The following is a 24,575-nucleotide window of genomic DNA, read 5'->3' on the forward strand; positions in this document are numbered from 1 at the left end:
GGGCTTTATTATATCTATGAGTTCAATAAAGAAGCAATTACACCAGTTGTGCATAGCCTATGTGCAAGAGCGGATGAACGCTGCCCAGCAAGCCATTAACGAAGCGCAACAATCAAGCAACGACGATACCAAGAGCAGCGCGGGCGATAAATATGAAACCGGCCGCGAAATGGCTCAACAGGAAACTAACCGCAACCTTACCCAGCTTAACGAAGCCAATAAGCTGATGGTGGCGTTAAACCAGATCAGCACCAGCGGACAACAATCCATTGCCGATGCCGGGAGCGTGGTGATAACCAACAATGGTAAATTTTATCTTTCGATAAGCGCCGGGGCATTGTCTTTAGACGGCGACCCCTACTTCGCCATATCGCCGGGTTCGCCCATTGGGTTGAAGATGAAAGGCAGCAAGGCAGGGGATGAGTTTAGTTTGAATGGAAAAGGGTATAAAGTGCTGGAGATTTGGTAAGGTATTATACTGCGCAGTGTAACGTTTGTCAGCCCGAGTTTGTCGAAGACTTAACCAAGCGGCGAATGCTTCGCTAAGCTTAGAATGACAGGTCTGTGTCACTATTGTATTGAAGTTTTAGCTCTCAACTCTCTGTTAAAAACTTCATGTCATCTCGAACGATAGTGAGAGATCCTGTTCAAGATGCAAAGTGTACAACTATAATCACGAACAAGATTTCTTGTTAGCACTCGAAATGACACGATGGAAATAACTACTTACAACTTCACACCTCTCAAAAACTCTTCAATACCCATCCGTTTCTTACCTTCTAACTGGGCATCTGTTACGTTGATGTAGCCATCGGTGCAGGCAAATTTAAGATAGGTCTTATTATCGGTTAGGTAAGTGCCCGGCTCGGTATGGTGTGCTGTTATTTCCTTAGTTACCTTGTAGATCTTGAAGGTTTTCCCGTTTAGTTCGGTAAAGGCGGCAGGATAAGGGCTTAGTCCGCGGATGAGGTTGTACACCTCGTTGGTAGGCTGGTTCCAGTCAATGCGGCAATCGTCTTTAAATATTTTGGGGGCATGTTTGAGTTCCTGCCCTTCAATGAGCTGCTCCTGCGGCTGCTCGGTGTAACGGCCGCTTTCAATAGCTTTTACCGTTTTAACCAGTAAGCCCGCGCCTTTATTCATCAGCCGGTCGTGGTATTCGCCTGCGGTCACGTCGTCGGTTATCGTTATCTTTTCAACAAATAAAATATCGCCGGTGTCAATTTCCTGTTTCAAGAAAAATGTAGTTACACCGCTTTCTTTCTCACCGTTAATAATGGCCCAGTTAATAGGCGCGGCACCACGGTATTGTGGCAACAACGAGGCGTGCAGGTTAATGGTACCTTTGGGCGGCATGTTCCAAACCACTTCGGGCAACATACGGAAAGCAACTACTACCTGCAAGTCGGCATTTAATGCTTTTAGTTCGGCCAAAAATTCAGTATTCTTCAGTTTTTCGGGCTGCAGTACCTTAATATCTTGCGAAACCGCGTAGCGCTTCACGGCCGATTCGGTCAGTTTTTGTCCACGGCCGGCCGGCTTATCGGGGGCGGTTACCACGCCCACTACCTCGCAGCCTGCCTCTAACAAAGCCTCTAACGAAGCAACGGCAAACTCGGGCGTACCCATAAATATGATTTTCATAGTGATTCGAGTTGTGAGTTGTGAGTTGTGAGTTGTGAGCTACAAAAGTACATTGACTTATAACTCACAACATTCAACTCACAACCCTACTTGTATAATAAATATTTTTCACGCGTTTGCTTAAACTTGCTTAGGGCAGGTTCCCAGCTTCGGCGTATTTCATCTTCTTTCAAGCCTGCTTCAATTTGCTTGCGCAGTTGATCGGTGCCGGCAAGTTTGGTGAAGTAGGCATTAAAAAACTTCGATTTATCAGGAAAGTTTTGATAAAAGCTAAGCAGCCACTCTAAATTTAATTGCTTGCTCTTCCTCAATAAATTAGTGTCATACTTACGAAAATCGATACCAAAGCATTCTGTATTTTTTTGCGGTGGATTATCGCTCATGCCGGGGATGCTCACCGGGGTAAACGAAAACTCGTATTTACCTTTCAGTGCGGGGTGACCAACCACCTGGAAAGGGAACTGCGTGCCGCGGCCAAGGCTCAAAGTTGTTCCCTCAAAAAAGCACAAGCCAGGATAAAGTAAAATAGACTGTGCCGAGTTTAAATTAGGCGATGGGTTGACCGGTAAAGTGTAAGCCATGTTATGGCTATAATTGGACACTTTAATGATCTTGAGCTTGCATTTTACCCGCTTTTTTAACCAGCCTTCACCATTGATCATTTGTGCATACTCGGCAATGGTCATGCCGTGTACCACCGGGATGGGGTGCATACCTACGAATGACCGGAAGGCAGTGTCCAATACCGGGCCATCAACATAAAAGCCGTTAGGGTTGGGGCGGTCCAGTATCATTAACTCTATGTTGTTTTCGGCACAGGCCTCCATCACATAATGCAGGGTAGATATGTAAGTGTAGAAACGTGCTCCCACATCCTGAATATCAAATATCATGAGATCGATACCTTTCAGGTCGGCCACAGAGGGTTTGAACTTATTGCCATATAAAGACACTACCGGTATGCCCGTGCGGGTGTCTACATCATTGTTTATGGTGGCACCATCGCTTGCGTTACCCCTGAAACCATGCTCAGGACCATAGATCTTTTTTATGCTGATGCCGCGTTTAAGCAGGCTATCAACCACGGTAACTTTATTTTTGCTAATTACCGAGGTGGGGTTAACCACCATACCAATTTTGCGGCCCTTTAAATATGGAAGATATAGTTGGGTTTGGTCGGCCCCCGTTTCTATGGTAGCATTAGTGCGCGGCTCTGAGCTGTCTGCATATTGGCGTTCGCCCGGTTTTTGACCAGCTTTGCCGGTCAGCTTTGGTTGGGGTTGTCCGCAGGCAGCTGTAAAACTTAACAGCAATAGCCCTGTATACCAGGCAATGTTTTTCATTTGGGTAAATTCAAATTATGTAAATGCAAGATACGGCCCGTAGTAAACATTCGGCACGAAATCTGCATATTTGCGAAAGTACAAAAAAACTGTTTGCCTTGAATTTTTCATCCTTTATTGCTTCACGTCTTACTTTTCAAAGCAAGCGCACTTTCTCTAAGTTAATCGTGCGTATTGCCATTGTAGGTATAATGCTGGGCCTTGGCGTAATGATCTTGTCAATTGCCATTGTAAAGGGTTTTAAAAAAGAGATACGTGAAAAGGTGAGGGGCTTTGCCGGCGATATACAGATCACCAAATTCGACAATAATTTCTCGTACGAAAACTCACCTTTTATGGTGGATAGTGCATTTATAAAAAAAGCACATGCCCAGCCGCTTATTAAAAAAGTGATGCCCTATGCTACTAAGCCGGCTATAATAAAGGCCAATGGCGAAATTGAGGGCGTGGTGTTAAAAGGTGTGGATAAAAGCTATGATTGGGGCATTTTTAAAAGCACCATGGAAAGCGGCAAAGTAATAAACTTTGCAGATTCGGTTGCGGCGCAAAAACAGATCATGATATCGAGCTACACCGCGGCGCGTTTAAATTTAAAAGTGGGCGATGATTTTCTGATGTACTTTATTCAGGAGCCTATGCGCACCCGTAAGTTTAGCATCGTAGGGATATTTAATGTAGGGGTAGAGGATGTAGATAAAACCTTTGTAATAGGCAACCTTTCTATCATTCAACGCTTAAACGACTGGACCTACCGTGAGGCTGGCGGCTTTGAAGTGCAGGTAACCGACTTTGATGAGCTCAAATCTGCTAACGACCAGTTGAACAAAGTACTGCCAACTTACCTGCGTTCATACACTGTTGATGAAACATATCCCACTATATTTGAATGGCTTAAGTTATTGGATGTAAATACACAGGTAATGCTGGTGTTGATGTTGATCGTAGCGGTGATCAATATGATATCGGCCCTGCTCATCATGATCCTGGAACGCACCTCCATGATCGGTATGTTGAAAGCCTTGGGTGCAAGCAACTGGAGTATACAATCAATTTTTTTATACAATTCTGCTTACCTGATAGGCATGGGCTTGTTACTGGGCAACCTGTTTGGCTTAGGGTTCAGCTGGTTTCAGCATACCACGCACTTTTTTAAATTAGACCAGGCATCTTATTACATGAAGTTTGTACCTATCGAACTGTCGTTTAGTGATGTAGCGCTGCTTAATTTAGGTACGCTCATTATTTGCCTGCTGGTACTGCTGCTGCCGTCTATGCTGGTAAGCAAGATCTCGCCGGTGAGGGCCATCCGTTTCAAATAATCAACTACTTCTTTTTAGCCGTTTGAAACTTTAACCGCAGGTTTATACCACCCGAACCAAAGCGGATATCTTGCGAGCCCATTCCGCTTAACGGGTATTTTAAGAACGGTTCAATAATTAACCGGTTGCCTTTGGTAATTTGATAACCCATACCTAACGAGAGGTTAAGTGTACGGGCAAAATCAAAGCGGGTGAAGCTACGACTCACGCTGGCATCAGGAATAGAGGGAGAGGCTCCCAAGGCATTCAAACTGTTATCGTAACTGTAATTGTAGGTTTCGGTAATGAAAGTGCCCGAACTTAAACCAGCCGAAATATAGCTATCCGTTTTTGCAGGGTTAAATTCATATTTCAGGTTAATGGGCACATCAAGCCCGGTAAGGCTCACGTTATAAGCCGATACCACCGGCGAAGACAAAACCTTTAGCGACGAAAAACCAAATTGTGATGCCGACGGATTGGGTACGGCATCATAAGCCACACCCGATCTTGATGCGGATGCCGATGCTGCACGTACAGCATCTTGCGTTATGCTGGCCTGCACCGGTTGGCTATTATAGTTCAAGGTGTTTTTGCCGATGGCTAAGCCCGTAGATAGTTTAAAATTACCCGCTAACTTAATATCGGTACTAACACCTGCACCTGTATTGATCTGGCTTTTGCTGCCCTCGGCATAATTAAAATAGGTAGCTGCGTATACGCTGTACAAAACCTTTCTATCGGCGGCTGCCTTGGTGTCTGCTTTCTGCATTTTAGCTGCTTCTTTTTTCTGCTCGTTAGCCAGGTAAATGCTCATTTTAGATTGACCAGTGGTTTGGGCAGAGTCTGCTTTCAAAGCGGGATTGGTGTTTTGTTGGGATTTAACCGTTTGCTGTGCTAACACATCTTGCTGAATAGGCGCTGAATAATGCGCCTGTTTAAGGCTATCTGCTGTCTTAATTATATTTTTAGGTAAAGTGATAACCGTTGGTGCGCTTAATTTCGTTACAGCGTTTACTGCAAGCTGATCAGAGGATTCTACCTTATCAGGATATACATAACCATCGGGTACCCTTTCAACAGTAGGTGAGGAGTTATGAAGATTTTTACCACTTGACGCAACATACTGCTGTTCTACAGCTGGCAAACCATTATCCAAAGTGCTTTCAGTTTGATTATTTGGTAGAGTATCTTCCTGTGGCTTTGCTGATTGTTCACTTTTGTCCAGCGGTTTGTATACCGGTTTAGTAGTAACTATATTATTTTTTGTTGGTTGTGTGTAAATCCACACGCCTAAAATGCTCAACAGAAGAAATACAGCGGCTGCACTCCACCAGATAGGAAGTATACGCTGTTTCTTTTTCTCCGGGAATTTTTCGCGCAGCAACAACCAACCCTCTTCGGCAGGTGCGGTATCCTCATAGTTATCGAATACCTGGTTAATGCGGTTCTTTAATTCATTATCCAACTGTTCACTCATGGCTCTGTGCTTCTGTGGTTAATGCCTTTCTTAATTTCTCTTTGGCCCTGCTCAGGTACACCCTCGATGAACTGGAAGGGATGCTGAGCATTTCGGCAATTTCATCATGGTTGTAACCATCAATTTCATACAGGTTAAATATGGCCCGTTGCAAAGCGGGCAGTTCGTCCATTAACTTCAATATATCTTTTGCGTTTAACTGCTGTATGGCAGTGTTATGATTACCTATATGGCTGGCATATTCCATATCGGTATGTAGCTGGTACTTTAAATCTTTACGACGGCGGTCAATAGCCGTATTAATAATGATGCGGCGCATCCACGCTTTGAATGAGCGCTCGGCATTGTACGTTTTTATGGTGTTAAAAACCTTAATGAACGAATCGTTGACTACCTCCATGGCATCGTCGCGGCTGGCGCAATAACGAAGACCAACACCCATAGCATAGCCATAGTACTGTTTATACAGCACTTCCTGGTGTTTTAAGCCGCCTGTTTTGCAATGCTGTATCAGTTCATATTCGGCATTGCTTGTATTTTCAAGCATTCAGGAGGTAGTTAGCTCTTAACCCGATATTCGGATCAGTTAGCTTGTTTCTTTAATTCGTAATAATAGGTAAGGGTATCGGGCACGCTGCTTGCCGCAAATTTAAAAGTAGTACCATCATAAACATATGGGTACAGGCCGTTCAAATGTGGTTTTGGTAAAGTGGTGCTGTTAACCCCGGCAGGCACGGTATTGTCTACCCACTCAATGTACGATTGATTGTAATTGAATTTACCATAACTGCCTGCATGTTTGGAGGTATCGCCGGTGAACCTGTAGGTATCATTTACCATTTCCATGGTCACGTCAATTTTTACCGTATCCTTTATAAAACTATTTAAACTGCGGTGTATCCTGAAAAACTTACCCGCAAATTTACCTTGCGGCGGTTGCACCGGGTCGCTATCATTCGTATTTTTTATACATCCTACCGAAAGTATGGTCACACCCAATAAAATATATAATAATTGTTTCTTCATAAACGCCTCAACTTGTCTGTTGTAAGCCCATACGAAACTTGCAGGGCTATTGTAACAGCAGGCAATAAAAAATTACAGCGTTTTTGCTTCGTTCCAATAAACGTCCATTTCAGCCAGGGTCATATCCTGTAGTTGCTTGCCATTTTCGCGGGCGCGCTCCTCAAGGTGCTGAAACCGTTTAATGAATTTTCGGTTGGTCTTCTCCAATGCGTTCTCAGGGTTTATATTGATGAAACGGGCGTAATTAATGAGCGAGAACAGCAGGTCACCAAACTCGCCTTCGGCGCGGTCCTGGTCAATCACGGTATCGTCTTCAGCATTGTATTCCTGGCGGAACTCCTGCATTTCTTCCTCCACCTTTTCCCAAACCTGTGCCTTGTTTTCCCAATCGAAGCCAATGCCTCGTGCTTTTTCCTGAATACGTGATGCTTTGACCAGTGCCGGCAAAGAAGCGGGTACACCACCCAAGACAGATTTGTTACCCTCTTTCAGCTTAATTTGCTCCCAGTTGCGTTTCACATCTTCTTCATTGTTTACGTCGGTGTCGCTGTAAATATGGGGGTGCCGGTTGATCAACTTATCGCAAATACTATTGAGTACATCGGTAATGGTAAAGGCGTTGGTTTCTGAGGCTATGCGCGCGTAAAAAACGAGGTGCAGCATAACATCGCCCAGTTCTTTCTTGATCTCGTTCATGTCATTTCCCAGGATAGCATCTGATAGCTCATACGTTTCTTCAATGGTAAGATGACGCAGGCTTTCGAGGGTTTGCTTCTTATCCCAGGGGCAGTTTTCGCGCAGGTCATTCATGATGGTGAGCAGGCGGTCGAACGCAGTTAACGGTTCGTTGGCAGTAACAGGAGGAATGATTGGCATGGCAGATGTTTTAAACAAAAGTAAGTATTGATGCGATAAGGCTTACCTGGTTGAGTAAGATTGTTGGCTGTTATAAAGGCTTGGTGGCACGCAGCATTTCGCGTTTACCGGGTGCGCCGGGTGCTTTTTCCACCTTTAAGCCCAAGGCTTTCAGCATACGCTTTAAATTACCGGTGATGGCGTAAGTGACGAAAACACCGCCGGGTTTCAAAAATTGAACGGTATGGGCAATGGCTTCTTCGTTCCACATTTCGGGCTGATGGATGGAAGCAAAGGCATCAAAGTAAATGACGTCGAACAGTTGATCACTTTGAAAATTGATAAGCTGGGTATGCGCTGTTTGCAATTGAACAAATGGATTTAACCGCACACTTTGCTGCAAGGATTGCGGATAATTTTGCATAAAGTTGTTCCATAGTGTTGATGATACATATTCGTCATATCCGGTCTGTGCGATCATTTCCTCTGTTAAAGGAAATGCTTCGATACCAACATAATTAAGTTCAATCTGCTTTGCAGCACAGTACTCCGCACTTAAAAGAAAATTTAAACCTGTACCTAAACCAACTTCTAATATAGATATGTCATTTTGCTCTTTATCAGCCAGATAATACCTAAGACCGGCGTTTAAAAATACATGCTGGCTCTCCTGCAAGGCTCCATGTTTGGAGTGATAATTTTCTCCTACTTGGGCATTAAAAATGGTTTTAGAACCATCAGCTGTGGTGACTATAGACAGATTAGACATCAGCTCCTCCTAAATCCTCCCCGGTAGGGAGGACTTGCAAATCTCCTGTTTTATCACCCTCTCTACCGGGGAGGGATGGGGAGGGGTTAAACTCTACGACAACATCACTCAAATCATAAACCGGCACGGTGGTTATCTTGCTCACAATGATACTCCTGGCTGCTGCCGAACGGTAACCTGCTGCACAATGTACCACAATAGGTTTATCGGTCGGGATCTCTTGTAAGCGGCTGCGAACTTCAGGCAACGGAATGGTGAGCGCGTTTGCAAAAAGCAAACCTGCGTTGATCTCGTTCCAGTTGCGGGCATCAATAATGGTATACTGGTCGGGGTTGGCCTTAAAATCATCAAGGTCTAACTCGGCCGACTGCTCAGTTGCATTTACCGGTGATGACAGCGCGCCTTTGATCTGCTGTTCATAACCTATTTTCGCGGCACGTGCCAAAGCCAACTCCAGCTTAGTATCATCTTCGGCAACCAAATAAAAGGGCTCCTGCGGATTGATTACTGAGCCAAGCCAGGTTTCAAACTTGCCTTGTAGTTGCAGGTTAATAGCGTTTTTAATATGTCCCTGGTTAAATAAAGCTTTTGGGCGGGTGTCTATAATGACGGTTTCTGCCTCAAATTCGTCATTTGCTTTCAAATGCGGTATACCGGCCAGGCTTTGTGCAAAGGATGGTGCGCCATGCTTGTTAAGTTCTACATCGTAGCCAAAATATCGCGGTGCAAACGGCCGGTCTGCGGTTAATTGCTGCACAAATTTGAGTTCATCCATCAACTGCAATGCGTAATTTTCGCGCAGTTCGCGGCCTATGGTACTTTGCAAATCGGGGCTCATACTTTTACCGCATAACGAACCGGGCCCGTGAGCAGGGTAGACTATTACATCTTCCGGCAATTTCATCAGCTTTTGTCGGGTGCTGTGATACATCTGCCGGGCCAGGTCTTCCTTTTTAGCTGTAATGCTACCGGCTTCCTCCCGCAGATCGGGGCGGCCTACGTCGCCCACAAAAAGCGTATCGCCACTAAAGAGGGCGGTGCTTATGCCATTTTCATCTTCTACCAGCACACAAATAGAATCGGGCGAATGACCGGGCGTATTGATGGCCTTTAATTTGATATCAGCCAATTCTATTGCATCGCCTTCATCAAAGGTTTGGTGAGGGTATGTTGCACCCAATAGGTGGCTTACGTATATAGTGGCGCCTGTGGTTTCGTGAATCTCCAAATGTGAGCTTACAAAATCGGCATGAGGGTGTGTTTCAACCACACCGGTAATATCGGCCTCGTGCAGTTCAGCAAAATCATAGTACGGCTGCGGATTACGCGCCGGGTCTATTAGGATGACCTGGCCGGAACGTAAAACTGCATAAGATGCATGTGCAAGATCAGTATCGTAAAATTGATGTATAAGCATGTTGGCGCAAAGATAAGTTTTACAGTGCTTTGTAGAAATTAGTTATTGCCGCTTTTGGTCAGCATAGTGCCATCAAGCGTGGTGCAAAATTGATCTTCAATAAAAACGCCCTGCTCAAACACACACTATGCAACAAATTACGTTTATACGGGAGTCATGCCCGGATACGTTAGTAAATTAGATCAAACCGATCCATACATTATATTCACTTACTATGATCAGATACTCAATATTAATAGGCTGTATTGCTACCTTCCTTTTTGCTTCGTGCGGACAACAAATGAAAATGGTTAAAACTCCTGCGGCCGATTCGCTTGCCGTGTCTGGCGTTTGGAAGCAGTATGTAAAAGCCTTATCGTCTAAAAATACACGTACTCTAAAGCGGCTCTCTTTACCCCAAGTATATTGCCAGCCCTGCGCCATACAGGCCGGAACGGACTATGACTTGGTATCGGCTGATGCGTTTATTAAGAGCATGCTATACACCTTACCTAAAACCAGGTTGTGGACCGCCATTAAGAGTAACAAACAACGCATCCTAACCGAACGCATTAAGAATTATCATCCGCAGAATTTGAAGCTCAACGATGATGCCATGCTGGAATTATATGACGTTTGGTATGTAACGCCTGAAAGCGATAAGATCAAAGGCTTTGAAAGCCAGCGCTATGCTTTTCAGTTTGTAAAAGAGGGTGGGCAATATCGTTTTTTCGGATTAACGGCGGTGAAATAGATACGAATACTTATTAGGCTTTATAAATACATCATTTGCCTTGAGGTTTAAATGCTGACAAGTATGTGCCTGCAAATGAGGGGCGTAAAGCAGTTGATTTTCTTGCTTCTTATGCCTGAAAAGCCATTGGGGTATTAAATGTTCCATGAATAAAGGAGGGTAAATAGTGTGTTCGAGTTGATTAATTTCCCAGTACCTAATCTCTTTGGCATGCTTTAATTGCAGTTGCGTATATAATAAAGAATCGCTCGTAATAGGGTTCTCGGTGTCGGCATTGCCGTGTATAAACCATACGGGCGTTTTAGCAAGCGTTGCTATAGCCTTAAATTCGGGAATGCCTGATATGGATACTGCCGCTGCAAACAAATCAGGGCGTAAGCTAACCGAATTTATTGCGGTTGACGCACCCATAGAAAATCCTATTACATATATTTTCCTTTTATCCACGGGAAGTACCTCCTTTAAAGAGTCAATTAGTCGTAAAACGCTGTTCAGGCTAGAATCTGGCGAAGACGTTAATATATTGCTGCCATTAAGTGACACATAATTAGATGAACGTGTAGGAAATTGAGGAGCAATAACATAAGCCGGATACTTTTCCCTTACACCAGGCGTTGCCCAAAGCTTGGCCAATACACCCAACTGAGAAACATTATCTGCTCCTATTTGCCCTGAGCTGTGTAGTACCAAAACAAGGGGATAGCTTTCGCCTGACTTTACTTTGGCGGGGCTTAACAACCTATATTTAATTGTATGCGAATCAGAACTCAAGTAGGTAAAGGGGACAAAAACATCATTATTAGTGCTTAGCAAAGCTTTTTTGTATTGTTCTGCCAAAACTGTGTTGCTGTATTTTTGAATTTTACTAAAACCTCTATCACTTCGCTTAACGCTGCATGCTACATAAATTGTTTGTATACAAAATACACCAATTAAAATAAGATACCACTGTTTGTTCTTCTTCATTATAGATAATTGATATGCGGTAGGGTTGTATCGGTGCTGTTGAAATGTAGTGCCGTGCCCGTAAAGATAGAAATGTACCACGTAAACGAGACAAAGGCCACAAAAAAGCCCGACCTATTGGCCGGGCTTTGGGATTTAAAATTAGAACGGTTTGCTCTTGCAGCTTACCATATCCTAATGCGGTCGGCAGGCGCTTTATACATTTTGTCGCCTGGTTTTACATCAAACGCTTTATACCATGCATCAACATTGGTAATAGGCGCGTTGGTACGGAACTGGCCCGGCGAGTGCGGATCGGTTTGTACCTGTAATGCTAATGCTTCAGGGCGTTGTAAACCTCTCCATACTTGTGCGTAAGAAAGGAAAAAACGCTGATCGGGCGTAAAGCCGTCAATTTTAGTGGTAGACTGGCCTTGTTTGGTTTTCTTAAATGCCTCGTAAGCAATGTTAACACCACCTAAATCGGCAAGGTTCTCGCCCAGGGTCAACTTACCATTTACGTGCAGGGTATCAATAGCAGTAAAGGCACTGTATTGGTTAACTACCATATCGGCACGGGTTTTAAATTTATCGGCATCGTCTTTTTTCCACCAGTCGCGCAGGGTACCATCAGCATCATACTGGCGGCCCTGGTCGTCAAAACCGTGGGTCATTTCGTGCCCTATAACTGCACCAATACCACCGTAGTTAACGGCGTCATCGGCTTTAAAGTCGTAGAACGGAAATTGCAAAATACCGGCCGGGAAAACGATCTCGTTATTTACCGGGTTGTAGTACGCGTTAACCGTTGGCGGCGTCATACCCCATTCTGTTTTATCAACCGGTTTGCCTAAGCGGCCTACCATGTCGTTATAGCTCCAGGTACCAATGCGGCGCAGGTTGCCAAAGTAATCGTTACGGTCAATAGTTAAACCGGCATAAGTTTCCCATTTGTCGGTATAACCAATTTTTACCGTAAAGGCGTTCAGCTTTTTAAGCGCACGCTCTTTAGTTTCCGGGGTCATCCAGTCTAAACGCTTAATACGATCGCCCAGGGTAGATTTCAGGTTGTTTACCAATGCCAGCATTGATGCTTTGGCAGCAGGGGTAAAGTACTTTTCTACATAAATTTGGCCTAACAGTTCGCCTAAGCTGCCATCAACCAGGCCTACCATACGCTCATCGCGTGGTGCCTGAACTTGCTGACCGCTAAGCACACTGCTGAATTTGAACTGCGATTTTACGAAAGGCGAGCTTAAAGAACCTGCCGAACCACGTAAAATGCCCCATTTTAAATATACTTTCCAGTCTTCAACCGGGGTAGAACCCAATAACTGATCTGCACTTACCAAAAACGATGGTGAAGAAACCAATACAGTATCCTGGTTGCCCACTTTAAGCTTAGGCAGTATTTGCGCCCAGTTTAAGTGAGGGGTGGTTTTGCTAAGATCGGCCACTGCAAACTTGTTGTAAGTTTTGTTTGGATCGCGCATGGCCACACGGCTCATTTGTGCCTCGGCCAGTTTGGTTTCTATACCAAATATAGTGTTGGCATTTTTAGCAGCAGCCTCGGGAGAGCTACCGGTTAACGTATATAAATCGGTTATGTATTGCTTGTACGCGGTTTGAATTTTTACCGTACGGGCATCGTTTTTCAGATAATAATCACGATCTGGCAAACTGGTACCACCCTGGCCAAAGCCAACTACATATTTGCTTACGTTTTTAGGGTCCTGGCGTACGCCGAAGCTGTAAAGCGGACTACCAATAGCGTTGGCACGCTCGTAAACTATTTCGTTAACTACGCCATCAATGCTGTTAATGGCATCAATACGTTTTAAATCGGCCTCAATAGGAGTGAAGCCACGTTTTTCAATAGACATGGTATCCATAGCGCTTGCAAACAGATCGCCCACGCGTTGCTGTATACTGCCCTTTGTTGCCGTGGCCGATTTAGCACTTACTTCTTTAACAATACCCTGAAGTTTCTTTTTGTTATCATCGTTCAGGATGTTAAAGCTTCCCCAGCGGGTTTCTTTAGCCGGGATGGCGTTGGTTTTCATCCAGCCGCCGTTGGCGTATTCAAAGAAGTCGTCGCCGGGTTTTACCGTCAGATCCATGTTGGCAGGATCAATAAATTTTTTAGGCGGAGCCGGTTTCGCTTTCCCGGGCTTTCCTCCATCAGCCGCATACACATTTGCCGAAACGCAAAGGGCGGCTGCAAGCATCCAATTTCCGAAGTTTAATCTCATGTAAGAATCAATTGTAAGAGGTAAATATATTATTAATTACATAAATTGGGAAATTTGTAAACGCATTGTTGCCTAAAGAGAATTTACAATTCATAATGTCGATAAATGTGAATTGTAAGCTGTGTAAAAGTATTTAATTGTTGCTATGACACTTATCTTTAGATTTGTTGCACCAATATTTCAAACCGCTTATAAACCATGAATAGCATTCGTCTTAAATATATAGTGATCTTTTTATGCCTGTCAGCATTTGACGCTTTGGCACAAAAAAAGGTAAAAGTGCCGCAGGAAAAAGATATGGGTGCCTACCTGATGGTATATTTTAAGGATGATACTCATGGTTTATATATGGCTTTAAGTAAAGACGGTTATAGCTTTACCGATGTAAACAGCGGTAAGCCCATTATAGCAGGCGATACCATTGCCGAGCAAAAAGGCATCCGTGACCCCTATATTTACCGCGGTCCTGATGGGATGTTTTACCTCGCCTTAACCGATTTGCATATTTATGGCGACAAGGCCGGTTACCGCAGCACCCAGTGGGAGCGCGACGGCAAGCAATATGGCTGGGGCAATAACCGCGGACTTGTACTCATGAAATCGGCCGATTTGGTTAACTGGACGCACTCGGTTTTGCGGGTAGATAAAGCTTTCCCTGAATTGGCAGATATTGGCTGTGCCTGGGCACCCGAAATGATATATGACGAAGCTAAAAAGCGTACAATGCTTTACTTCACCATGCGTTTTGGAACGGGTAAGGAAAAGGTGTATTACACCTATATGAATAAAGATTTTACAGCAATGGAGACCTTGCCCAAGCCGCTTTTTGAATACCCGAACGGTGTGCCTTATATTGATGCCGATATAACCAAAGTGGGCAACAAGTATCATATGTTTTATGCCTCGCACGATGGAACGTCAGGAGTTAAACAGGCTGTCTCCGATTCGGTGAATACCGGCTACGTATACGATCCTAAATGGTACGACCCTGAGCCTGTGGGCTGCGAGGCTCCTACAGTTTACAAACGGATAGGAGAAAACAAATGGGTGCTTATTTACGACATCTATCGCATTAATCCCCACAACTTCGGTTTCAGTGAAACCTCTGACTTTATAAATTTTAAAAACCTTGGTCGTTTTAACGAAGGGGTGATGAAATCTACCAATTTTAGCGTGCCTAAGCATCCGGCTGTTATACAGATAACCCGCAAGGAAGCACAAAGGCTGGCCAAAAAGTGGGATCTGGATATGAAGTTTTAAGGAGGGCTGAGATTTTTTAGAGCTGTTTAGATATTAGCAGCGTTAATAATATTAATCACGATCTGATCTAACCGGGTAGTTTCCTGCTCTAAGAGGTGGGCGACCTCTTCGGTGTTCTCTCCATTTTTAAACAACCTGGATAATGCAAGGATGTTGGCCACCGGTGCGCGCAAGATGTGCGAGTGTTGCCATGAGATTTTGCGGTGTGCCTCGGCCAGTACTTCCTTTTCTGCAATAAGCTGACTAACGTTAATGGCGTTCACGAGTTTAGCTTCGCGGCCCTGGTAATTCACCAAAAAGCTGGTCACCTTTACCCAAATTACCGAACCATCGGCCTTAAGATGGTCCCAGTTGTTTTGGTCTTCAAAACTATCTAACTTTTTGCTGAGCTCTTCATGCAAGCTTTTGAGCGCTTCGGGCGGGCGAATGTCTTGAATGGTCATTTCTAAAAACTCGGCCCGGCTGTAACCGTAATTGATAATGGCAGCTGGGTTAACTTCTAAAAATTTGAGCGAATGAAGGTCAAACACCCACATGGGTAAACTATTAAGTTGAAAAAAATCCCATAAGGCAGAATCTCTGACAAGTTCGGTCATAATCATCGTATCGGCGTTAGTGGTAAGCCGTAAAGTATCGTCTTTAAAAGTTGAGTTCAATTACAATTTTCAGTCGGCAAATTTAAGTAATATTCTTGTAGGTTGTAATTGAATGCCGCTGACTTTTGCCGTATTTATAGCAAAAACGAAAATTTGCTACAATATTGCTAACGGCTATACTTACAAAGGTATCTGGGGAGGGTAAGTTGAACGATTGCTTACGGACGGTACTAAAACAACAAAGCCCGATACTTTCGTATCAGGCTTTGTACCCAGCGCCGGAGTCGAACCGGCACGGTTTCCCACAGGTGTTTGAGACCAGCGCGTCTACCAATTCCGCCAGCTGGGCATTAGCAACCACTTCCTCAGAAGCGGGATGCAAATGTATTCAAACTCTCCTTAATTCGCAACAAATATTTTTGTCTGTAATAAATATCTGCAATGCTGTTAAGGCGGTCTTCTTTAGCAGTGTCATTAAGCATCTCATAGTCAGCAGTAAGTCCTTTAAGTTCGTTGCTCAAATCATCTTCTACAGCTAATGCTTCGGCACGTATAGAGGCCAATTGTTCGGCATCATCTACCTCCATAAGCCGCTCGTTAAGGTCCATCATCTCCATTAAAAAGTCGGCGGGGAGTTGTGGTTTAGCGCCTTCGTTTACCAGTTCGTGCTGTTTTAAGATATATTCCAGGCGCTTGGCCGGGTTGCTCAGCGTTTGGTAAGCTTTATTATTGATGGTTGATATTTCGAGTATCTCTTGTTGTTTAGCCTCATCTTCGTTGGCATAAAAATCGGGATGATACTGCTTGCTTAAGGCATAAAATTTCTTTTTAAGCAGTGCCTCATCCGGTTCAAAAGACTCGGGTATATCGTAAAATTCAAAATAGTTGATCGTCATCGGTTGTCTGTTTTAGCGCGAGCCCAAATATATAGGCTAAATGGAACAGAAATAGGGCCGAAGTTGATTTAGTTTTTCATGATATTTTTAGGGATGGCTGTTTTGCTTGCCTGTTGTGCCGCAATAATTTTCGCCACATCAACCATTGGCGCAACCCAAATAGTTTTTTGATTGTTTTTAAGATAATGTAAAAGCTTGCTGTGTGCCTGAAGGTCAACATTTAAGCTATGACCACCGCCCACACCGTGGAAAAGAAAAACCAGCAGGGTATGGCTCTGCTGCGCTTGTTTCACCAGGTTGATCATGTACTCGGCCGATTGCCCGTTGATGCCGTAGCACCTGATGTTATCCAGCTTTACATTGGCTGCAGTTTGCATACCCGGGCTTACACCACGGGCACCGGCAAAATCTTTTTTCAGCTGATCGTAAAACAGCACGCCGCCGATAGAAAGATCGCCGCAAGGATAGGCAAAGGTGCGTTCGGTTTTACCGTCAATAGCTTTGAGTAAAGTATTATTCAGTCTTACTTCGCTCACAGCACGGCTCACCGTGTATTTACTGAGGTCATGGTCGGGGCTAACAAAGCTGCGGCCGGGCAGGCTGCCATCGCAGGGGTGGTACAACGCATGGTTGCCTAACTCGTGCCCGTGTTTGGCAGCCAGGCGCCACTCCGGCATGCGCTTATCAACTACCGGCGACGAGCCAATGAGGTAGAAAGTACCTTTCAATTTCATCGAATCGAGGGCTGGTATAACGTTATCCAAATCAACATCAATAGCATCATCATAGGTAAGCACAACGGCGCATTGCTTATTATTCCACAATTGTGGGCTTTGTGCGCTTGCTGTCAAAGAACAGATGGATAGTAGGCCGGCTAAAAGGATGATGTTCTTCATGTTTAAAATGTAGCTTTATGGTTACTGGCCCGGTTTGTCTGTACGGAAAGGGGAGGCTGGCAGCCCTTCTTTGTTGTATAAATTGGCACCTTCCGGGTTATCGGCCCAAGCATATCTTACATACATTGGGTTAGGTATGTCATCGCTCGATACAATGACTTTGTTGCCTTCGATAGCTGCCTTGGCCCAAACAAACTTTTTATCTGCACCGGCAATGGCAAAGTAGTTTAGCTCTCCGCCGCCTTTAGCCATTAGTCCGCTGCCAATGTTGTTAAAGGTAACAATAATACGGTTACCTTCCACCGTTGCCGATTGATAGATAGGACCCATTGGCACTACTTTAGTATCATGGTAAGCCACGCTGCGGGCTGCCAGTGCCAGGCGTTCGCCTACATCTTTTTTATTTAAGGGGTGAATGTCATTCCATTCGCCTGCATCGTAGTTTACCGCCATAGCTGTGTGAGGTACCGATAATGCCATTAACTGCGATTCCCGAAGTTCGGCCCATTGGCTTTCGGTTGGTGAATATTGCGTTTCGCCAAAATTTGGTAGTTGTGCATATACAAAAGGCAAATTGGGCTGTTTCCACTTAGCGCGCCAATCGGCTATCAAAGCTTTAAGCATTGGCGCATACTCCTGAGGCTTGCCTGTATTTGATTCGCCTTGGTACCATACTGCACCTTTAATATTATAATTAAGAACAGGCGCCACCATGGTGTTGTATAAACCTGTAGGTTCGTTTTGTGCAGAAAAAGCATTGAAATTAAAGTTACCAGAAGGTACGAAAACCTGCCCAACCTTGTACGTCCAATCGCCGCGAAGATCTATGTTCTCAGTGCCGTTGGTTAATGAATAATTTTTATCAGGAACAAAGCCACCTTTACCCGAGGTGTTGGTTATGCGCATTACGATGATGTTTTTACCAGCTTTAAGTAAACCTGCAGGTATCACGTATCTGCGGGGTGGATACTGGTAGGTGGTGTTGCCCACCAATTTACCATTAACGTAGGCTTCGTCGGCATCTATGATGCGGCCCATAAACAGCATTGCCGGCTTACCAATCATGCTGGCAGGCACCGTAACTTCTTTACGAAACCACACAACGCCGTTTAGTCCTCTGATGCCCTGGTCTGCCCAATAACCGGGCAACCAGTATTTATGCCAATTTTCTGCAACGTAAGTACTATCAAACCATTTTACGGATTCCGTCATACCTTTATCCGGCTTTTGTAAGTTCCGTTTTCCGTTGTCAACCGGTTTGGTTGGGTTTAAAAGTTTATTAAGGTAAACAGTGTCTTTAAACTGCCCAACGCGGCTGGCATATTGCGGTATGCTTTGTATACCGCTTTCACTTATCCAGGCTTGAATTGGAGTACCTCCAACACTGGAATTTATAATACCTATAGGGATATGGTAATTCAAATATAACTGCCTGGCAAAAAAGTAAGAAGCGGCACCAAATGTTAATACGTCTTTCGGGCTTGCAGCTACCCAGTGGCTTGCCGGAAGATCATCATGTAAACTCTTTACATCAGATATAGTGGGTATAAAAAAGTTACGTATTTGCGAATAGTTAGCGCTGGCTATATCTTGCGGATATTTTTCTTTAACCCGCTCCATATTCACCACCATGTTAGACTGGCCAGAGCAAAACCAAACATCACCTATTAAAACATCTTTCAAGGTAATATGATTACTTGCATCAATTTGCATGGTGTAAGGTCCGCCGGCTTTTTGGGCAGGTAGGGCAGTGGCCCATTTACCATCGGCTCCTGCTGCAGTGCGAACAGTTTTACCATTAAACTTAACAGACAGCTTTTCGCCGGGCGATGCCCATCCCCACAAATTTATTTTGGCATCGCGCTGTAAAACCATACCATCGCTCACCAATTGAGGTAAGCGCACCTGCGCATTGGCGCCAAGCGTAAATAGCGTGGTACATAATAAGGAAAGCCTGGTTACGAGTTTCATATTCAATAGATATACGGGAAGTAATTGGTTAACGAATGGCTAAAATCGTATTTATATTTGAAATACGCAATCGATTGCAATGTAAAAATTATGCGAGCAATTTAAATGAGGCGCGATCTTAAAAGAGATGTGGATTTAACTTCTAAGATCGAAGATGCATAAGTTATTATTCGCCGGTTTCCATATGTGGTGCATCAACCGGTTTTGATTGCGGCGAACCTTTTTGGCGCAGATAGATGGTAAAAAACACAATAGCTATAATTGATAAAAACTCACTTTGCCAGTTTTGAAAGGTTTCGAACCAAAAGGTAGGCTCCCCTATAAACTGGAGTGCAGTATCGGTTGGCTTGTGCATTAGTAATTGTTTATCGTTATGGTCTAACCAACTGCCGTAAAAATGCAGTGCCCAGCTTGCAAAAAACAAGATGATGAATATTAGCGAGAGCGACTGACTGTATAAATACAATATCCAGCCGCCCTGTTTTACCGGCCATGGTGCGTCTTTAGTAGCTTGTGGTTCGCGGTCTACCTCTTCAGGTTCGTCTAAACTTTTAGATTCTGCAGAGCCAATTTGCCTAAGGCTGACGGTTAGAATAACATATAGGCCCATTTGCAGGAACTCGCTTTGAAAGTTTTCGAATGTGGCCGAAATAAAATGCCCGGTATTTAAGTATTGCGCAAATTCCAGTGGTTTGCCGCCCTGATCTTCAATTTCCTGGTTGTTCTCTTTCCAACCGGTAAACGCCTGTGCCACCAGTGTGACTACGAAAAGAATAAGGAATACGATAGTTAAGCTATTGCGGTAGAAATAGGAATGCGGTTTTGAGGCGGCCATGGCAATTATATAATATTAGGTAAGTCTTGTTTAAATAGGCTATGACTGCTCAAAGCCCGATACAGAATTAAAGTAAACCTTACTCTAATTTGTTTTGACCGTCCACAAGTAAGTTTATAAAACGAAGAAAAGTCTTAATTCACCCTGATTTTGCCGCATTTACACCGCATTATTCATTTTTTGGTGTTTATATTTACTTTTCATAAATCACCCTTATTAACCTTTTATGATGGTTACTATTTTAGGAATTATTGCCGGCATTATCGTTGTGTTGTTAATTGTGGCGGCTCTTTCGCCTCAATTATAAACACCCGATGAAAAAGTTTTTTGCACCTTACAATTTGCCTGTTGGCTTAGATTTAGCCCTGTTATTAATTAGATTGGTTTGTGGTTACGCGTTCATACTACATGGCTGGGGTAAAATTCAGCACCCTATGGACTGGATGGGCCCGCAATCTACCACGCCGGGATTTTTACAATTGCTGGCGGCTGTTTCCGAATTCGGCGGTGGTATAGCCATCATTTTAGGGCTGGTTACACGCCTGGCTGCTTTGGGTATTTTGTGTACTATGGCGGTAGCAGTATACACGCATGCGTTTACCATGGGCGATCCGTTTATGAATCCTAAAGGAGGTAGCTCATTTGAACCGGCTGCAGTTTATTTTTGCGTAGCTGTAGTTTTACTGGCAGCAGGGGCAGGCCGGTTTTCATTAGACCGGTTATTATTTGGTGACCGCGCCAATTTGAAATAGTAGTTATATCAAATACAAGATCATGTTTAAACACACCAAAGCATTCAGCGGATTTTCGGTAGACGACATGCAAAAAGCCAGAGAGTTTTACGGCAATATATTAGGCATCGACGTTGAAGAATTAGAAATGCCCGGCTTGTTGAGTTTGCATATAGCAGGTGGCAGCCACATTTTAATTTATACCAAGCCTAATCATGCACCTGCAACTTTTACTATCCTTAATTTCCCGGTAGCTGATATAGCCAAGGCCGTTGATGAGTTAACGGCACGGGGTGTTCAGTTTGAGATCTATAATGAAGAAAATTTCAAAACCGATGAACGAGGCATATTCCGGGATGGCGGTCCTTTGATTGCCTGGTTTAAAGACCCGGCCGGAAATATTTTGTCGGTTATTGAACAAGCTCAATAAAATAAGAAAGGCTGCAACGTGCAGCCTTTCTTATTTAAACTGGTGTTTACTTAAGTAAACTAATGTCGGCCACCCCCGAAACTTCGGTAGACAGTTCGCCCAGCGCACCTAAATTGTAAGGAATACCGGTTTGAATTTTTACGAAATCTATTCCTTTCAAATTGACTTTTTTGCCTTGTGCATCTATAGCGTTTGCAATATCTACCTTATCGCCTCCAGCAGTGTTATCAGCGTAGCCATAAGCAAAAGCATTACTGGTAATAATACCCGAACTTGAAGTATTAATATTGGTTGCAGGTAACAACGTACCGGTTAGCGTATAGGTATTAGTAGTGATCCATTGCGGGTAGTAAGGTTGCGTGTTAAATACATTAGTCTTAACAACACCCGATCCTCCCCGGTTATCTGTCCAGCTTACGTCGCCGGTACCCGCAGTCGGGCGGGTATAGGTAATGGCATAATTACGGACAATGCCGGCTGTACCCTCGGCACTTCCGGTGAGTTCGTACCAGGTATCATCGGCCAGACCATTGTTGTTGGTATCCTGCATTACCCAAACCACGCCCGGTTCGGCAAAACCGGTAAAGGCGTTACCGTAGATCATTAGGTCTTCTTTATTGTCCTGATTAATTACGGTATGGTCGAACCCTAAAATAATGTTACCACCAAAAGCACCCAGGCTAACCAAACCCTTTGTGCCGAGTATGGTTTTAGCAGCATCGGGCGTACCAATGCCTTTGTTTATGGCCTGGCCGGGTGCCGGTGTATAACCTAATAACGTAGTTACATAGGCATTGCTTTGTGCTGTAACCGGGCGAATAGTAGCTACTTGTTCGGGCTCGGGGTTTTCATGGCCATCCTTACTACAGGCTGTTAATAAAGTGCTTGCAGCTAACAGGGTGAGTAAAAACTTATTGGTGTTGTTGAAGATAGTCATAGGTGTTATTTTTTATAGTTGTAGATAAACACGGCGTGTTGAGGCAGGCCAGCTGTTTCGAAGTTGAATTTTATTTTACCATCGGCACCAAAGCAAATAGCTTTGCCAGTTGTACTGTTGTAGCGGTTTGCATCGGCTACATAAACATCATTGTTAAAACTGTCAATTGTTAAGCCATAGAAGGTCGTAACGATCGTAGCATCCGAAATGAACTTATTTCCGATTTTACCTGTTGATAAATCAATGTTTTTAACGGTGGCGTCAGTGCTGTAGATATCGGTAGTCAATAAAGCCTTATTACCCGAGATACTTAGAACGCTATAATCATCAACACCTGTGCTTGATTGTATTTTGGTGTCGTTTGCGCTATTAATGATGTCAAGACTGGGAGCCACATTGATATAATCGCCGGTACTGATTACATACACATTGCCGGTTGCAGTGGCTGCTACTTTAAGTGGGTTGTAGGTCACCACTATATCCTTAATTTTGGTGAATGTGCTGAGATTTATTACTGATACCACATTTTTGAGACCGTTTACAAATTGAAAATGATCTGAGTTGGCTACATAAAGCTTGCCATTTGCCACCGCTAATCCTTCTAATCCTTCACTTAATGTAACCTCGCCATCAATCGATAAAGAAGCGGTATCTATGCGCCTTACCTTATTATCATAGCAAGACACATAAGCCTTATTTTGATAGAAAGCAATTGAACGCGGACAAAAGCCAGCATTGCCCGAGTTAAAAGAAATTCGTTTAATAGATTTGGCTGTAGCCACGTCCATTACGTCGACAAATGATTGGGCTGTACCTTTTATTCCGGTAATTACACAGTACATTTTACTACCATAGCGTTGTAAATCATTAGCTGTTTCGCCTAAATTACTGCCGTTTACTTTCTTATAGTAATTTTTTTGTGTGGTGCCGCTGCTAATGTCATAATAGGATATATCGCTATTATTAGAGCCGTATGTCCCTTCGCACAGCATGTATACACCTTTGGTGCTGCTAATTTCAGGCTCTTTAAAGCTGCTATCATCATCCTTTTTGCAGGAGCCTAAAAACAGGGTTAACCCGGCCAATAAAGTCAGCGCGGTTTTTGAGTAACAGGGTAACATTTTTTTCATTTGAGTACTTGATTAATATATTATTGATAGAGAAATGCGAAATGTGCAGGAATGTCTCCCGTAGTAACCGACCACTTTTTCCGGCCGGTTTTATCGTAACAATACAGCATGCCCGAGCTTACGTAATCGCGGGCATCGGTTAGGTAAATGTCTTCTGAGATGGGATCGATGGCTAATCCATACGGGGTCTTGATATCTTTCTCTGTACCGTCGGTAATAAAGCTGCGGTTAAGAAGGGTTTCGGTTTTCACATCGAGCAGGGTATAGCTCGTTTTGTTAACGCCGGTATTGTAATTGAATTCCACACTGTAGATGTAAGCCAGGTCATTATTAATGGCTATCTCGCCGGCGGGAATATCAAATTGCTTTTTAACGGCATCGGTCTTGGTATCAATAACAAAAAGCTTGGAAGATATGTTGTAATAGTCGCCGCGGGAGGTAACGTAGACGTCCCCATACTGGTCGGCAACTATATGATCAAGGTTTATGGCTACCTCTATATTTTTGATTACGGTGCTGGTGTTTAGGTCTATCACTGATACGGTGCGGTCATAATTGGATGGTGTATATCCCCCCGAATTAGCCACGTACATTTTAGTGCCTACTACAGCCATTTGTTCGGGCTGGCGGCCCACTTTAATGGTGGTTTGAACGGTTAATGACCCGGTATCTGCCACGGCTATATAGCCATCGTATGAGGTAACGTATACCTTATTTTGATAGAACTTAAGGTAACGGCAATTGGGTACCTTAATTGTGTTGATGTGTTTGGCAGTGCGCGCATTCATGACCTCTACCAGGTTTGAGCCGTTGACCGCCACATACATTTTAGCGCCGTAGATGGCCACATCGGTAGCTACATCTCCTAAGCCTAATACAATGCCTGGGTTGGTTTCGCCAAACAGGTTTCGCTTGTATATGCCGGTAGCGTAATCGTAATAATCGAGGCTGGCCTTGTTAGAACCCATATTGCCTTCGTTAACTACGTACAGGCCTTTTATTTTACCAGTGCTGCCGCCGCCTACCTGTTCCTCTTCGGAGGGGAGTTGTCCGCCATCTTTACGGCAGGATGCAAGTATGCAAAGTAGCACAGTGGTAGTAATCAGATGTAAATATTTGTTTTTCATATAT

At 44.0% G+C, this 24,575-nt stretch carries 24 protein-coding genes and 1 tRNA gene; 6 read left to right on the forward strand and 19 right to left on the reverse strand.

Annotated features, from left to right (window positions below):
- Positions 1–16: 16 nt before the first annotated feature.
- Positions 17–469, forward strand: coding sequence for a GreA/GreB family elongation factor (locus tag IEV61_RS09230; protein ID WP_188415924.1), 453 nt, complete (start codon positions 17–19; stop codon positions 467–469).
- Between the two features lie 257 nt (positions 470–726).
- Here the strand turns inward: IEV61_RS09230 and fmt are convergent, their stop codons facing one another.
- Complete coding sequence (gene fmt, locus IEV61_RS09235; RefSeq protein ID WP_188415926.1) at positions 727–1,644, reverse strand: methionyl-tRNA formyltransferase; 918 nt, start codon at positions 1,642–1,644, stop codon at positions 727–729.
- 86 nt (positions 1,645–1,730) lie between these two features.
- The gene (locus IEV61_RS09240; protein ID WP_188415928.1) at positions 1,731–2,987 is read right to left on the reverse strand and encodes an exo-beta-N-acetylmuramidase NamZ family protein; all 1,257 of its coding nucleotides are present in this window, start codon (positions 2,985–2,987) and stop codon (positions 1,731–1,733) included.
- A 98-nt stretch (positions 2,988–3,085) separates the two neighbouring features.
- On the opposite strand from IEV61_RS09240, the gene IEV61_RS09245 reads away from it, so the two are divergent.
- Positions 3,086–4,306, forward strand: coding sequence for an ABC transporter permease (locus IEV61_RS09245; RefSeq protein WP_188415930.1), 1,221 nt, complete (start codon positions 3,086–3,088; stop codon positions 4,304–4,306).
- Positions 4,307–4,310: 4 nt separating this feature from the next.
- Here the strand turns inward: IEV61_RS09245 and IEV61_RS09250 are convergent, their stop codons facing one another.
- The 6 genes from IEV61_RS09250 to IEV61_RS09275 all read right to left on the reverse strand — a co-directional run bounded on the left by IEV61_RS09250 (position 4,311) and on the right by IEV61_RS09275 (position 9,832).
- Positions 4,311–5,765, reverse strand: a complete 1,455-nt coding sequence (locus tag IEV61_RS09250) for a hypothetical protein (protein WP_188415932.1) — start codon at positions 5,763–5,765, stop codon at positions 4,311–4,313.
- A complete protein-coding gene (locus IEV61_RS09255; RefSeq protein ID WP_188415934.1) occupies positions 5,758–6,312 on the reverse strand; it encodes an RNA polymerase sigma factor in 555 nt (184 codons plus the stop codon). Before IEV61_RS09255 ends, IEV61_RS09250 begins: the two co-directional genes overlap by 8 nt.
- 35 nt (positions 6,313–6,347) lie before the next feature.
- Positions 6,348–6,791 (reverse strand): hypothetical protein, encoded by a 444-nt coding sequence (locus IEV61_RS09260; protein ID WP_188415936.1) that lies wholly within the window; start codon positions 6,789–6,791, stop codon positions 6,348–6,350.
- Positions 6,792–6,863: 72 nt separating this feature from the next.
- Positions 6,864–7,667 (reverse strand): nucleoside triphosphate pyrophosphohydrolase, encoded by an 804-nt coding sequence (mazG, locus tag IEV61_RS09265; RefSeq protein WP_188415938.1) that lies wholly within the window; start codon positions 7,665–7,667, stop codon positions 6,864–6,866.
- A 70-nt stretch (positions 7,668–7,737) separates the two neighbouring features.
- Positions 7,738–8,415: a tRNA (5-methylaminomethyl-2-thiouridine)(34)-methyltransferase MnmC2 gene (gene mnmC2, locus IEV61_RS09270; RefSeq protein ID WP_188415940.1), complete on the reverse strand. Its 678-nt coding sequence runs from the start codon at positions 8,413–8,415 to the stop codon at positions 7,738–7,740.
- The gene (locus IEV61_RS09275) at positions 8,408–9,832 is read right to left on the reverse strand and encodes an MBL fold metallo-hydrolase (protein WP_188415942.1); all 1,425 of its coding nucleotides are present in this window, start codon (positions 9,830–9,832) and stop codon (positions 8,408–8,410) included. Before IEV61_RS09275 ends, mnmC2 begins: the two co-directional genes overlap by 8 nt.
- A gap of 214 nt (positions 9,833–10,046) precedes the next feature.
- On the opposite strand from IEV61_RS09275, the gene IEV61_RS09280 reads away from it, so the two are divergent.
- Entirely contained in the window at positions 10,047–10,565 is a 519-nt protein-coding gene (locus tag IEV61_RS09280) for a hypothetical protein (RefSeq protein ID WP_188415944.1), read from the forward strand.
- Here the strand turns inward: IEV61_RS09280 and IEV61_RS09285 are convergent.
- Together IEV61_RS09285 and IEV61_RS09290 are read right to left on the reverse strand one after the other, a co-directional pair.
- Positions 10,548–11,531 carry a carboxylesterase family protein gene (locus tag IEV61_RS09285; RefSeq protein WP_188415946.1) on the reverse strand — a complete coding sequence of 328 codons (984 nt, stop codon included), beginning with the start codon at positions 11,529–11,531 and terminating at the stop codon, positions 10,548–10,550. The two genes, IEV61_RS09280 and IEV61_RS09285, sit on opposite strands and share 18 nt — an antisense overlap.
- Before the next feature lie 164 nt (positions 11,532–11,695).
- Positions 11,696–13,762 carry a M13 family metallopeptidase gene (locus IEV61_RS09290; protein WP_229747082.1) on the reverse strand — a complete coding sequence of 689 codons (2,067 nt, stop codon included), beginning with the start codon at positions 13,760–13,762 and terminating at the stop codon, positions 11,696–11,698.
- Between the two features lie 198 nt (positions 13,763–13,960).
- Between IEV61_RS09290 and IEV61_RS09295 the strand changes: the two genes are divergently transcribed.
- The gene (locus IEV61_RS09295; protein ID WP_188415948.1) at positions 13,961–15,022 is read left to right on the forward strand and encodes a glycoside hydrolase family 43 protein; all 1,062 of its coding nucleotides are present in this window, start codon (positions 13,961–13,963) and stop codon (positions 15,020–15,022) included.
- A 26-nt stretch (positions 15,023–15,048) separates the two neighbouring features.
- Here the strand turns inward: IEV61_RS09295 and IEV61_RS09300 are convergent, their stop codons facing one another.
- The 6 genes from IEV61_RS09300 to IEV61_RS09325 form a co-directional block, all read right to left on the reverse strand.
- On the reverse strand, positions 15,049–15,678 hold the full coding sequence (locus IEV61_RS09300) for a PAS domain-containing protein (RefSeq protein WP_188415950.1): 630 nt from the start codon (positions 15,676–15,678) through the stop codon (positions 15,049–15,051).
- A 209-nt stretch (positions 15,679–15,887) separates the two neighbouring features.
- A tRNA-Leu gene (locus IEV61_RS09305) sits at positions 15,888–15,967 on the reverse strand.
- A 16-nt stretch (positions 15,968–15,983) separates the two neighbouring features.
- The gene (gene hscB / locus IEV61_RS09310; RefSeq protein ID WP_188415952.1) at positions 15,984–16,514 is read right to left on the reverse strand and encodes a Fe-S protein assembly co-chaperone HscB; all 531 of its coding nucleotides are present in this window, start codon (positions 16,512–16,514) and stop codon (positions 15,984–15,986) included.
- Between the two features lie 68 nt (positions 16,515–16,582).
- On the reverse strand, positions 16,583–17,410 hold the full coding sequence (locus IEV61_RS09315; RefSeq protein ID WP_188415954.1) for a polysaccharide deacetylase family protein: 828 nt from the start codon (positions 17,408–17,410) through the stop codon (positions 16,583–16,585).
- Positions 17,411–17,431: 21 nt separating this feature from the next.
- Entirely contained in the window at positions 17,432–19,381 is a 1,950-nt protein-coding gene (locus tag IEV61_RS09320; protein WP_188415955.1) for a sialate O-acetylesterase, read from the reverse strand.
- A gap of 166 nt (positions 19,382–19,547) precedes the next feature.
- Entirely contained in the window at positions 19,548–20,216 is a 669-nt protein-coding gene (locus IEV61_RS09325; RefSeq protein WP_188415956.1) for a DUF6766 family protein, read from the reverse strand.
- A 314-nt stretch (positions 20,217–20,530) separates the two neighbouring features.
- On the opposite strand from IEV61_RS09325, the gene IEV61_RS09330 reads away from it, so the two are divergent.
- Both IEV61_RS09330 and IEV61_RS09335 read left to right on the forward strand, forming a co-directional pair.
- A complete protein-coding gene (locus IEV61_RS09330; RefSeq protein ID WP_188415957.1) occupies positions 20,531–20,968 on the forward strand; it encodes a DoxX family protein in 438 nt (145 codons plus the stop codon).
- A 22-nt stretch (positions 20,969–20,990) separates the two neighbouring features.
- Entirely contained in the window at positions 20,991–21,377 is a 387-nt protein-coding gene (locus tag IEV61_RS09335) for a VOC family protein (RefSeq protein ID WP_188415958.1), read from the forward strand.
- A 46-nt stretch (positions 21,378–21,423) separates the two neighbouring features.
- Here the strand turns inward: IEV61_RS09335 and IEV61_RS09340 are convergent, their stop codons facing one another.
- The 3 genes from IEV61_RS09340 to IEV61_RS09350 are packed head-to-tail and all read right to left on the reverse strand — an operon-like array spanning position 21,424 to position 24,571.
- The gene (locus IEV61_RS09340) at positions 21,424–22,314 is read right to left on the reverse strand and encodes a cell surface protein (RefSeq protein ID WP_188415959.1); all 891 of its coding nucleotides are present in this window, start codon (positions 22,312–22,314) and stop codon (positions 21,424–21,426) included.
- A gap of 5 nt (positions 22,315–22,319) precedes the next feature.
- Positions 22,320–23,444: a YncE family protein gene (locus tag IEV61_RS09345; protein WP_188415961.1), complete on the reverse strand. Its 1,125-nt coding sequence runs from the start codon at positions 23,442–23,444 to the stop codon at positions 22,320–22,322.
- Between the two features lie 20 nt (positions 23,445–23,464).
- On the reverse strand, positions 23,465–24,571 hold the full coding sequence (locus IEV61_RS09350) for a YncE family protein (RefSeq protein ID WP_188415963.1): 1,107 nt from the start codon (positions 24,569–24,571) through the stop codon (positions 23,465–23,467).
- Positions 24,572–24,575 lie beyond the last annotated feature (4 nt).

Source organism: Mucilaginibacter galii, assembly GCF_014635825.1.
Taxonomy (GTDB): domain Bacteria; phylum Bacteroidota; class Bacteroidia; order Sphingobacteriales; family Sphingobacteriaceae; genus Mucilaginibacter; species Mucilaginibacter galii.

Excerpts from the sequence above, each read along its gene's own strand:
- IEV61_RS09230 (WP_188415924.1), top strand. The coding sequence starts at position 17 with ATGAGTTCAATAAAGAAGCAATTACACCAGTTGTGCATAGCCTATGTG.
- fmt (WP_188415926.1), bottom strand. The coding sequence starts at position 1,644 with ATGAAAATCATATTTATGGGTACGCCCGAGTTTGCCGTTGCTTCGTTA.
- IEV61_RS09240 (WP_188415928.1), bottom strand. The coding sequence starts at position 2,987 with ATGAAAAACATTGCCTGGTATACAGGGCTATTGCTGTTAAGTTTTACA.
- IEV61_RS09250 (WP_188415932.1), bottom strand. The coding sequence starts at position 5,765 with ATGAGTGAACAGTTGGATAATGAATTAAAGAACCGCATTAACCAGGTA.
- IEV61_RS09255 (WP_188415934.1), bottom strand. The coding sequence starts at position 6,312 with ATGCTTGAAAATACAAGCAATGCCGAATATGAACTGATACAGCATTGC.
- IEV61_RS09260 (WP_188415936.1), bottom strand. The coding sequence starts at position 6,791 with ATGAAGAAACAATTATTATATATTTTATTGGGTGTGACCATACTTTCG.
- mazG (WP_188415938.1), bottom strand. The coding sequence starts at position 7,667 with ATGCCAATCATTCCTCCTGTTACTGCCAACGAACCGTTAACTGCGTTC.
- mnmC2 (WP_188415940.1), bottom strand. The coding sequence starts at position 8,415 with ATGTCTAATCTGTCTATAGTCACCACAGCTGATGGTTCTAAAACCATT.
- IEV61_RS09275 (WP_188415942.1), bottom strand. The coding sequence starts at position 9,832 with ATGCTTATACATCAATTTTACGATACTGATCTTGCACATGCATCTTAT.
- IEV61_RS09280 (WP_188415944.1), top strand. The coding sequence starts at position 10,047 with ATGATCAGATACTCAATATTAATAGGCTGTATTGCTACCTTCCTTTTT.
- IEV61_RS09285 (WP_188415946.1), bottom strand. The coding sequence starts at position 11,531 with ATGAAGAAGAACAAACAGTGGTATCTTATTTTAATTGGTGTATTTTGT.
- IEV61_RS09290 (WP_229747082.1), bottom strand. The coding sequence starts at position 13,762 with ATGAGATTAAACTTCGGAAATTGGATGCTTGCAGCCGCCCTTTGCGTT.
- IEV61_RS09295 (WP_188415948.1), top strand. The coding sequence starts at position 13,961 with ATGAATAGCATTCGTCTTAAATATATAGTGATCTTTTTATGCCTGTCA.
- hscB (WP_188415952.1), bottom strand. The coding sequence starts at position 16,514 with ATGACGATCAACTATTTTGAATTTTACGATATACCCGAGTCTTTTGAA.
- IEV61_RS09315 (WP_188415954.1), bottom strand. The coding sequence starts at position 17,410 with ATGAAGAACATCATCCTTTTAGCCGGCCTACTATCCATCTGTTCTTTG.
- IEV61_RS09320 (WP_188415955.1), bottom strand. The coding sequence starts at position 19,381 with ATGAAACTCGTAACCAGGCTTTCCTTATTATGTACCACGCTATTTACG.
- IEV61_RS09325 (WP_188415956.1), bottom strand. The coding sequence starts at position 20,216 with ATGGCCGCCTCAAAACCGCATTCCTATTTCTACCGCAATAGCTTAACT.
- IEV61_RS09330 (WP_188415957.1), top strand. The coding sequence starts at position 20,531 with ATGAAAAAGTTTTTTGCACCTTACAATTTGCCTGTTGGCTTAGATTTA.
- IEV61_RS09335 (WP_188415958.1), top strand. The coding sequence starts at position 20,991 with ATGTTTAAACACACCAAAGCATTCAGCGGATTTTCGGTAGACGACATG.
- IEV61_RS09340 (WP_188415959.1), bottom strand. The coding sequence starts at position 22,314 with ATGACTATCTTCAACAACACCAATAAGTTTTTACTCACCCTGTTAGCT.
- IEV61_RS09345 (WP_188415961.1), bottom strand. The coding sequence starts at position 23,444 with ATGAAAAAAATGTTACCCTGTTACTCAAAAACCGCGCTGACTTTATTG.
- IEV61_RS09350 (WP_188415963.1), bottom strand. The coding sequence starts at position 24,571 with ATGAAAAACAAATATTTACATCTGATTACTACCACTGTGCTACTTTGC.